The sequence below is a fragment of the Paenibacillus lentimorbus NRRL B-30488 genome (assembly GCF_000411595.1).
Classification (GTDB): Bacteria; Bacillota; Bacilli; order Bacillales; family Bacillaceae; genus Bacillus; species Bacillus velezensis.
Window position 1 is genome coordinate 19,312 of the sequence record NZ_ANAT01000009.1, and the last position, 10,125, is coordinate 29,436.

The 10,125-nt window shown below is 48.9% G+C and carries 6 protein-coding genes and 4 pseudogenes; 6 read left to right on the forward strand and 4 right to left on the reverse strand.

What is annotated here, in order from left to right:
• Positions 1-23: 23 nt before the first annotated feature.
• The 3 genes and pseudogenes from D368_RS06255 to D368_RS06265 form a co-directional block, all read right to left on the reverse strand.
• Entirely contained in the window at positions 24-1,238 is a 1,215-nt protein-coding gene (locus tag D368_RS06255) for a cation:proton antiporter (RefSeq protein WP_003155266.1), read from the reverse strand.
• A gap of 7 nt (positions 1,239-1,245) precedes the next feature.
• Positions 1,246-1,744: pseudogene (locus tag D368_RS06260) on the reverse strand (cation:proton antiporter regulatory subunit).
• A gap of 27 nt (positions 1,745-1,771) precedes the next feature.
• Positions 1,772-2,125: a hypothetical protein gene (locus D368_RS06265; protein WP_128574646.1), complete on the reverse strand. Its 354-nt coding sequence runs from the start codon at positions 2,123-2,125 to the stop codon at positions 1,772-1,774.
• 184 nt (positions 2,126-2,309) lie between these two features.
• Between D368_RS06265 and D368_RS06270 the strand changes: the two genes are divergently transcribed.
• Positions 2,310-3,077, forward strand: a complete 768-nt coding sequence (locus tag D368_RS06270) for an enoyl-CoA hydratase (protein ID WP_007409232.1) — start codon at positions 2,310-2,312, stop codon at positions 3,075-3,077.
• Between the two features lie 24 nt (positions 3,078-3,101).
• Here the strand turns inward: D368_RS06270 and D368_RS06275 are convergent, their stop codons facing one another.
• The gene (locus D368_RS06275) at positions 3,102-3,287 is read right to left on the reverse strand and encodes a YhzD family protein (protein WP_071392043.1); all 186 of its coding nucleotides are present in this window, start codon (positions 3,285-3,287) and stop codon (positions 3,102-3,104) included.
• Between the two features lie 105 nt (positions 3,288-3,392).
• Between D368_RS06275 and D368_RS06280 the strand changes: the two genes are divergently transcribed.
• The 5 genes and pseudogenes from D368_RS06280 to D368_RS06300 all read left to right on the forward strand — a co-directional run.
• Positions 3,393-4,289, forward strand: a complete 897-nt coding sequence (locus tag D368_RS06280) for an ABC transporter ATP-binding protein (protein WP_003155257.1) — start codon at positions 3,393-3,395, stop codon at positions 4,287-4,289.
• Positions 4,282-5,541 carry an ABC transporter permease gene (locus D368_RS06285; protein ID WP_061890518.1) on the forward strand — a complete coding sequence of 420 codons (1,260 nt, stop codon included), beginning with the start codon at positions 4,282-4,284 and terminating at the stop codon, positions 5,539-5,541. The genes D368_RS06280 and D368_RS06285 overlap by 8 nt, the downstream gene beginning before the upstream one ends.
• Before the next feature lie 110 nt (positions 5,542-5,651).
• Positions 5,652-6,874, forward strand: a pseudogene (locus D368_RS06290) (metallophosphoesterase family protein).
• Positions 6,871-9,750, forward strand: a pseudogene (locus D368_RS06295) (ATP-binding protein). Before D368_RS06290 ends, D368_RS06295 begins: the two co-directional pseudogenes overlap by 4 nt.
• Before the next feature lie 73 nt (positions 9,751-9,823).
• Positions 9,824-10,125: pseudogene (locus D368_RS06300) on the forward strand (3'-5' exonuclease); the annotation flags it as partial.

A 10,125-nucleotide genomic window follows, 5' to 3' on the forward strand; every position in this document is an offset into this window, starting at 1 on the left:
CTCTTATGAAGAGGTCAGTTTTTTTATGATTTCTGCGGCTTCTTTTCAGGCGTCTTCCATTTGAACACGCTGTTCAGCAGGAGATATATCCGCTTCGACTCTTTCGTGAGCAAAGGGCCGAAGATGGCCAGTATCAAAACATATAAGGCGGCGAAAGGTTTAAGTGAAGCGGACAGGCCGCCGGCGATGCCGAGATTTGCGACGATAATGGAGAATTCGCCGCGGGACACAATGGTCAGCCCGATATTGGACGATGCTTTATGAGAAAGCCCCGCCCGGCGCCCGGCGATCATGCCGGCGATAAAGTTTCCGGCAATCGTCAGCAGAACGGCGCCGAGGGCGAGCCATACCGCATCTCCGAGTGAAAACGGATCAATGCTGAGGCCGAAGCTGAAGAAAAACATGGCGCCAAAAAAGTCACGGAACGGCACGACAAGATGCTCAATCCTGTCAGAATGGGCCGTCTCCGAAAATACGAGTCCGAGCAAGAGCGCGCCGATCGCTTCAGCGACATGAATCGTTTCGGAAAAGCCGGCAATGAAAAAGAGCGCGGCGAAAATGACGATGACAAATACCTCGTTTGAACGGATATCAAGCAGCTTGTTCAGCAGAGGCGGCAATTTCCGAGCGGCAATGAAAAACAGCAGCATATATCCGAAAGCGATCACGATTGACATCAGCGCGCCCCCGACAGACGTCGCGTCTCCCAGAACAAGCCCGGAAACGACGGACAAGTAAACCGCCAGAAAGATATCCTCAAACATAATGATGCCGAGAATCAGCTCCGTTTCCGGATTGGCCGTGCGCTTTAAGTCGACAAGCACCTTTGCGACAATGGCGCTTGATGATATCGTGATGACACCCGCCAATACAAGCACTTCCAAAAAGGAAAAGCCCGTGATAAAGCCGTAGATCAGCCCTAAACTGAAATTAATCAGAATATAAATCGTTCCGCCGGCGGCGATTGAACGTCCGGATTTGACTAATTTTCCGACCGAGAATTCAAGGCCGAGGTAAAAGAGGAGGAACAGGACGCCCATCCGTCCGAAAAACTCAATCACTTCCCGGCTTTCGATAAACGTCAGGTCAATGATGCCCGCTTGGGGCGCGTGCGGCCCGACAAGCATTCCTAAAATGATCAGGAAGGGGATGATCGAGAATTTAATTTTATTGGCGATGACACTCGCAATGGCCACAAGAACTAACGCCGTACCGACTTCAAATACGAGATGATCCATAAACAGATCACACTCCGTCTCTGGAGAGGAAGTCTTGGATCAGTTTTTTCAGATGCTTTCTTTCACCTGAGAGGACGAGTGTATCGTTTGCTTCAAGGAGCGAATCAGCGCCCGGGTTTAAAAACTTTTTCTGGTCATGCTTAATGATGGCGATAACCGTCACGTCATAGTTTTGGCGCACATCCAGTTCGCCGAGCGTCCGCCCTGCCGCTTTTGCCCCTTTTTCAACTTTAAACCATTCGATAATCAGATCGCTGAACGCCATTTCAATCGATTCAAGCGCCTGCGGTTTGTACACCATCCCGCCGATAATCGCGGCAATCTGTCTTGCTTCCGCATCATCAAGTGAAATGCTTGCCAGAAGCTCATCAGGGTCGCGGTCATCAAATCTGTAAATTTCCCGCCTGCCGTCATCATGAATGATGATCGTCATTTTTTCATGATTTCTCGTTTCGATTTCGAATTTTTTTCCCGATGCCGGGCAGATCGTTTTCTTTAATATTCATAAAAAATCCCTCCGGAATATACTGTTTTTACACCGTAAATACAGATTGGCAATGAGAAATGGTCTGATGCCGGAGGTAATTTGACTGGTATTGTATCGGAATGGCGCATGTCCTTTCCATTGTGGAATCAATGAATTGATCAAGAGGTTTGACAGATAACAGGGAGATCATCCGGGATAACGCACCGTATCCTTTTGACAGGTCTTGCGGAGCGGTTTTGGTTTGAACCGGCGTCTTTGCCGATTCCGTTTCCTGCGGGTAAACCGAAATTTGTACATGGCTGTCTGTTTCTGTCACCAATTGGGAAGGAAGAGCGACATCCGAAGGGGGGAACAGCACCATAAAAAAGCTCAGTAACAAGCTGAGTATCACATATTTCATTATCGGTGTTTTTCCCCCCTTTTGTTTTGTATATCAATTTCACTATATAAAAATGTATGTTCAGTTTCAAATGATATGCATTTTTCGGTATCTGTTGACCTTGAAAAATAAAGGAGTTTGGCTTCGGGGGAAGGAATATATCATTTGAACAAAATATGTAAGCGGATTCAAGGAGGGAGTAAACATGCAGTATATTCGTTATGAAGAAAAAGGAAAGATCGCAGAGATTGTGCTGAACCGGCCTGACAGTTACAACGCGCTGAATGAACAAATGCTCCGGGAATTGGAAAATGCATGCGTTATGGCAGCCGACAGCGAAGCGCTTATCGTCCTCTTGCGGGGGGAAGGCAGGGGATTTTCCGCGGGCGGTGATATCCAGATGATGACGTCGGATCATGATTCAGGAGAATATGAACGGCTCATGAAAATGATTGAATCCATTACGCTGACGCTCTATGATATGAAAAAAATTGTGATAGCCGCCATCCACGGAGCCGCGGCGGGGCTCGGGCTGAGTTTCGCGCTGTGCGCCGATGTGGTGCTCGCCGAAGAAAACGCCCGACTCGCGATGAATTTCATCGGCATCGGATTGGTTCCCGACGGAGGAGGCCATTATTTATTAATGAGACGGGTCGGTGAGATCGAAGCGAAAAAACTGATTTGGAGCGGTGAAAAATTGCCGGCTGAAAAAGCGGTGCGGCTCAAGCTTGCCGACGGGCTGTTCAGCGGCGGCCCTGCGGAGGGGGCACAACCGTATATCGACCGATTGCTGCATGCGCCGCTGTCAGCGATGATTGAAACGAAGGCTATTTATCAGAGCCTTCATATCAGCCGGTTAAAAGACGTTTTGTCTCTTGAACGAAAGGCCCAGGAAAATATGAGAAAAACGGATGATCATAAAGAGGGCATCCGCGCCTTTTTAGAAAAACGGACGCCGCAATTTAACCGGTAAAATACAGAAGCCGGAAAGCTTCTGTTATCTGTGGAATAAAATCAGCTTTCCGGCTTCATTTACCAAGCGGTGAGTACTGTTCTCAAGCTTTTTTTCCTTTAACAAAGCCTCTCCGGCGGCCTTCGCCTCCGCCTCATTATCTGCTTCGATCCGTTCATCCAGCATCGTTTCTCCCGACGCATGGAATGCGGTCAATACATATTGTCCCATCATGTCACCCCCTTTATAGAATGATATTCTGATAAAGAATTTAAAATCCTCCATTAATTTTTACCCATTATTAGTATATAATGGGTCAAGGAAGGAGTTGGATTCGTGCTTACAATTGAAAATGTAACGAAAACATTCGGCAGCTTTACCGCTGTTGACAATTTGAACCTGCAAATACCTGAAAGGGAAATGTTCGGGCTGCTCGGCGCAAACGGCGCGGGAAAAACGACGACCTTTCGGATGATTTTAGGTCTTTTAAGCCTGACTGACGGGCATATCACCTGGAAAGGGAAGCCGGTCAATTATTCCATCAGTGAAAAAATCGGCTATCTCCCGGAAGAGCGGGGGCTGTATCCGAAAGTGAAGGTGAGTGACCAGCTTGTCTATCTGGCGAGATTAAAAGGAATGAGCAAAAAAGAGGCGGAAAAAGAGCTCATGACATGGCTCGAGCGCTTCGGCATTACAGATTACAAGAATAAGAAAGTCGAAGAGCTGTCAAAAGGAAACCAGCAGAAAATCCAGTTCATTTCGGCCGTCCTGCATAAGCCTGAACTGCTGATTCTCGATGAACCTTTCAGCGGTCTTGATCCGGTGAATGTCGAGCTGCTGAAAGAAGCGGTTATTTCTTTGAAAAACAGCGGCGTTTCCATCGTTTTTTCAAGCCACCGAATGGAGCATGTGGAAGAACTTTGCGAGAATTTGTGCATTCTCCAGAAGGGAAAACCCGTCGTTCAAGGCAATCTGAAAGACATTAAGCGGTCTTTCGGCAAAAAAAATGTCACCGTTCATTCAGATGATGACCTCAGCTTTTTAAAAACGCATGAAGGTGTCGTGAAATGGAAGGAAACAAATGACGGAATCAGACTGCAGGTTGCGAATGAACCGGTTTCTCAGGATATTTTCCGGGCGCTGCAAGGGAAAGGTTTTATACGGAAGTTCGAATTGGAAGAGCCGTCACTGCATGATATTTTTATAGAAAAGGTGGGGGCCGTATATGAATAAATTTTGGATTATGCTGTTTCATACATATAAAAACAAAATCGCGACAAAGTCATTCATTATTTCGACCGCCATTACCGTTTTATTAGTATTAGCGGTGACCAACCTGCAATCGATTATTTCCGTGTTTCAATCGGATGACGGAAAGCAGCAAATCGCGGTGATTGATGAAACGGGCGGGCTGTACCCGGCGTTTGCAAAACAGCTTAAAGCGGCGGATACAGACAATGATCTGCAGGCAATGGAGACGAAGGAGTCCGAAAAAGATGCCGTAAAGCGTGTCAAAGACGGTGAATGGGACGGACTGTTTATCATCAGACAAGATCAAAAAGGAACGATAACAGGAGCATACAAGGCGCTGACCATTTCCGATGAATCAGCGTATAAACTGCTCAAGCAGGCTTTAACCCAGACGAAAACCGCTGTCGAAACCGCCAAGCTCGGCATTTCGGCAGAAAAAGTCAGCAGCCTCTACACTCCGCCGGAAGTCAGCAAAGACGCGCTGGAAAAAGGGGCGAAATCTGAGGAAGAGCTCGGTCAGGTAATGGGGCTTGTATACATCATGCTGTTTGTCATCTACTTCTCAGTTATCATGTACGCAAGCATGATTGCGATGGAAGTGGCGACGGAAAAATCGTCCCGCGTCATGGAAATTTTAATTTCAAGCATGCCGCCGATTCAGCAGATGTTTGCCAAACTGTTCGGTATCGCGCTCGTGGGGATCACACAGTTTGCGGTGCTGATTGCAGCGGGTTATCTCTCACTGAAGCTGAACCCTCATAATGATGCGTCGTCGCCGATCAGTGCATTTCTCAATTTTACGGATGTTCCTGTCTCGACGATAGTCTATGCCGTCATTTTCTATTTGCTCGGCTATTTTCTTTACGCGACGCTTGCCGCGTTTCTCGGCAGTGTTGTCAGCCGGATAGAGGACGTACAGCAGACGATTCAGCCGATGGTTTTTTTAGTCGTGGCAGGTTTTTTGATCGCCATGTTCGGCATCGGTAATCCTGACGCCGGTTTTATTACCGTTACATCTTACATTCCGTTTTTCACGCCGATGATTATGTTTTTACGCGTCGGGATGCTCGATATCCCGTTTTGGCAGGCTGCGGCCGGGATCGCCCTGACACTGGTCACTATCGTGATCTTTGCGGCGGTCGGCGCGAAAATTTACAAAGGCGGCGTATTGATTTACGGAAACGCCAGCGGATTCAAAGCGATCAAACAAGCGCTGCGCATCTCCAAAAAATAAGTGAAACAGCCCGGAACAGCCGGGCTGTTTTTTTATTTTGCAGAACGTGCATTCGTATAAAAACGGTGCTAAAATAAGGGTAATTCAATTTGCAGAAAGGGGAGGGCGAGATGGCTGATCTGACGTTTATTCATGCCGCTGACCTGCATCTGGACAGCCCGTTTTACGGCATTTCGAATCTGCCTGAACCGGTATATGCGCGTATTAAAGAAAGCACATTTCACAGCGTCCGCCGTCTGACGGACGGGGCACTGCGGGAGCAGGCAGATTTCGTGCTGCTTTCGGGGGATCTGTTTGACGAAGCCAACAGAAGTTTAAAAGCCCAGCTGTTTTTGAGAAAACAGTTTACGAGATTACAGGAAGCGGATATCCAAGTGTTCGTCATATTCGGCAACCATGATCATTTGGGCGGTAAGTGGACGCCGATTGAATGGCCGGAAAATGTACATATATTCACCTCGGATACACCGGAGGAAAAGTCTTTCTTTAAAAACGGAGAGCTTGCGGCAAGCATATACGGATGCAGCTATCAGGAAAGAAGCGTAACGGTCAATCAGGCGGCCCGTTACCGGAAAATGACCGGCGCGCCTTATCATATCGGCATGCTCCACGGCATGTTATCAGGAGCGGAAGGGCATGACCCGTACTGCCCGTTTACGAAAGAAGACCTTGAAAAAAGCGGCATGGATTACTGGGCGCTCGGACACATTCATAAACGGCAGGTTCTGTCCGCCCAGCATCCCGCCGCTATTTACCCCGGGAATATTCAAGCCCGGCATTTAAAAGAAACCGGGCCTAAGGGATATTACCTCGTCCGGGCGGCAAACGGTGAGATGTCTTGGGAATTCAAAGAAGCGCATGATGTGTTATGGGAGGAAATTGATCTTGATATCTCCGGAGCTGAACATATGACTTCACTTCTGAAAGCCGCATCGGATACATTCTCCGGCTTGCGCGCGGCGGGCCGCCCGGCATGTGTCAGGCTGGTGCTTCGCGGCGCGGCGCCCCGCTTTTGGACGGAGGCGCCCGCAGGCATCGCAGAGGAGTTTCTTTCCGCTTTACAGGAGGAAGAGGCCGAAGAGGAATGTTTCGTCTGGCCGCTCGCGCTTGAGGATCGGACGGATGATACAGACAGCGTGCCGCACGATCCGTTTTTAAAGGGCTGCTTCAGGATATAGAACAATGCGCAGACATGAGCGGTGTATTTGAAGCCCTTGAGCGTCATCCCGTATATCGGCGTCAGATCACTTCATTTACAGATGAAGAGATACTGGATATTAAGCGGCAGGCTCAAGCCGTTTTAAGACGCCAGATGAAGGAGATTCAGCGATGAAAATAACGGCGATGCATATTTACCAATACGGAAAATTTTCCGACCGAAGTTTTCAGCTGTCAGATTCTCCCGTGCAAGTGATCTACGGATTAAATGAAGCGGGAAAAACGACATTGATGTCCTTTATCAAAAGCGTGCTGTTCGGTTTTCCGAAATCAAAAAAATACGAACCGAAAAACGGCGGGGTTTACGGCGGCACTGTGGAATTGAAGCATGTCGATCACGGTGCCGTCAAAATCGAACGGACAAAAGGCGCTGCCGAAAAAGTCAGAGTGTATACGGCTTCAGGCGAAATCAAGGACGGAGAATGGCTCAAACAGCTTCTCTCCGATACAGACCGGGCGCTGTACGAAGCGATCTATTCGTTCGATGTATTCGGACTGCAGGAGATTCAAGCTTTTAACCGGGACAAAATCGGCGAGTTTCTCCTGTATTCGAGCTTATTCGGGTCGGAAGCGGCGGCAAAGCTTGACGGGCGGCTGGCAAAAGAACTTGAAAGGATGTATAAGCCGAACGGGCGGAACCCCCGCTTAAATCAGGAGTTGGATACATTAAAGCGGCTCAGCGCCCAGCTGAAACAGGCGGAAGCTGCGGAAGCGGGCTATCACAGCCTTCTGGAAGAGAAAAAAAGCGCCGGCGGCCGTTTGCAGGATGCCGAAGCACGATTGAAAGGCATAACTGAAGAAATCAAAACAGTAAAATCGGCGATAGAAGCAAAGCCGCTCGCAGACAAAAAACAGCCTTGGAAAGCGAACTTTCTTCTTATCCGGAAGCATTGAAGCAATTCCCGAAGGATGGAATGCATCAGCTTGAAAAATACGAATCGCATCTCCATCCGAAAGCGGCCCGTCTTGAGGGGCTTCGGGCAAAAGCGGCTGAACTCAGGCGGCAGGCTGAGCTGCTCGCTCCAAATGAGGACTTGTTGCAAACAGAGCGGCAGCTGCAGGAGCTTTCCGGCGAGCAGCATATGTACGAATCGCGCGGCGAACAGCTTGCCGCCATCCAATCACAGATCCGGCAGACATCTGCCCGCGTTTCGTCAGGATTGCAGCAGCTCGGAAGACATGAGGAAGACGGCATTCTTTCACTGAACACCGATTATGAATATGAATGGCGGCTGCAGGAAGCCGTGCAGAGCGCCGGACAGGCAAGAGAAAGAAAGACACAGCTTGATGCGATTTTCGAACAAGCGCGGCTGGAGCTGGAAGAAGCCGAACGAAAACATGCCTTGACGGCGGAAAACATTTTGGACCCCGCTGTCAGGAAAGAAAAAGAAGCCGCTTTACAATCATATAAGCAAACAGCTGATACAGAAGGAAACGAATGGCAGGCACATATACAGCAGCTGGAAAAACAGCGCGTCAAACAAAAAAAGCTCTTTCTCGGTGCGGGCATTCTATTCATTGCGATTTTCGCTATGTTAAAGGAATGGCTGCCCGCCGCCCTTTTTACCGGCGCTCTGCTGCTGTATATGCTGTCCGGCATGCAAAAACCGCTGCCGTCAGAAAGAGGAGGGGCAGGTCACAAGAAAAAGAAACCGACGATCTCCAAAGAAGCGGCTGATCTTCTGCAGGAAGAGCTTTGGCGTGACGGCCGGCACCGGCAGCAGCTGATTGCGGATCAAGCCGTGCTTGAACAGAAAGAAGCGGCATATGAAAGAGTCATCCGCCAATATGAAGAATGGGAGGCGGAAATGGCGCCGTCTGAAAAACAGGCGGAACTTTTTATGAAGGAACTGGGGTTTTCAGGAAGTCCTTCCCATCTTCTTGACGCATATCATGTGATGAAAGATGTCAAAAAAGAAATCCTTAACAAGCATGAGCTGACCATTGAAGCGGGCCGGCTGCAAAAGCTGCAAAGAGCATTTGAGGACCGGGTCAAAAAGCTGAGTCCTTCAGACGGAAGGGAGCTGTCCGTAAAAGAAAGACTGCGCGTTTTGCTGGTACAGGCGGAACGAGCCCGTGAGGAAGCAAAACGAAAGCAGGCGCTCGAAACGGATCTGCTGCATGCACAAGAGCAAATGCGTGAATTAAACGAAGAAGTCCATTACTACGAACAGCAGGTCAAACAGCTTTTCATGGCGGCAGGCGCAAAAAACCGCGAACACTTTTGTGAACTCGCCAGGCTGAATGAAAGCCGCCGGGAAACAGAGCGGCAGCTGCGCGAAATCAAAACGCACTTGTCCGGCATAGGCGGAAAACAGCTTGAGCCGTTTATGAGCCGCACAGTGTCCGAACTTGAACATACAGTCGTTCAGAAGGAAACAGAGAAAAAACGCTTGAGGAAAAAAGCGCGCAGCTCCGTGAGAAAACCGCTTTATTAACGGTGAAACAAGAGCAGCTGGAGTCCTCGGGGCTTGTATCCGATTTAAAACAGCAGACAGAAATGCAGAAGGAGCGCGTGAAAAAACCGCTAAAGAGTGGGCCGCATTACAGACGGTCAGACACATCATCAGGGAAAAAATGGAGCGGCATAAAAAAGTGACGCTTCCCCGTCTGTTAGAAACCGCCGGTGCATTATACGGACCGCTTACGGACGGACGCTACCACAAATTGTATTTCTCCGAGGCGGATGATTCCATTATGGTCATGCGGAAAGACGGAACGGTGTTTTCTGCAGGCGAACTCTCACAGGCGGCATGCGAGCAGCTTTATGCGGCGATCCGTTTCGCCCTTGCGTCAGAGAGGGAATCTGCGGTATCACTTCCGTTTTTACTTGATGACAGTTTTGTCCATTTTGACAGGCAGCGGCTGCAGCGGCTGTTTGATGTGCTGAATCAGCTCTCAGAAGGCGGGCGGCAGATACTTTATTTCACCTGCCATGAGCATGTCAGCCGGTCTTTTCACAGCGGACAAGTCATGCGGCTCCTGTCATAAAAGAGTTTATTTTCAAAAAAGAGGTATGTGCTATACTGGTATTATGTAAGATATGGAGGGAGCTTTTAATAGAATGGCAAAAGGTATTATGCTGCACGAGGTCGGCGAGCAGGTCGATCAATACTTTCTGATTAAATCTTCGACTAAGGGAATCGCAAGCAACGGAAAACCATTCCTGACGTTAATGCTGCAGGACCAATCGGGAGATATCGAAGCGAAGCTGTGGGATGCCAAACCGACTGATGAAGTAACGTACGCGGCGCAGACGATCGTGAAGGTGATCGGAGATGTCCATCACTATCGCGGACGAAACCAGCTTAAGCTCAGAAACATCCGGCCGGCCGGCGAGAACGAAAATGTCAGTATTGATGATTT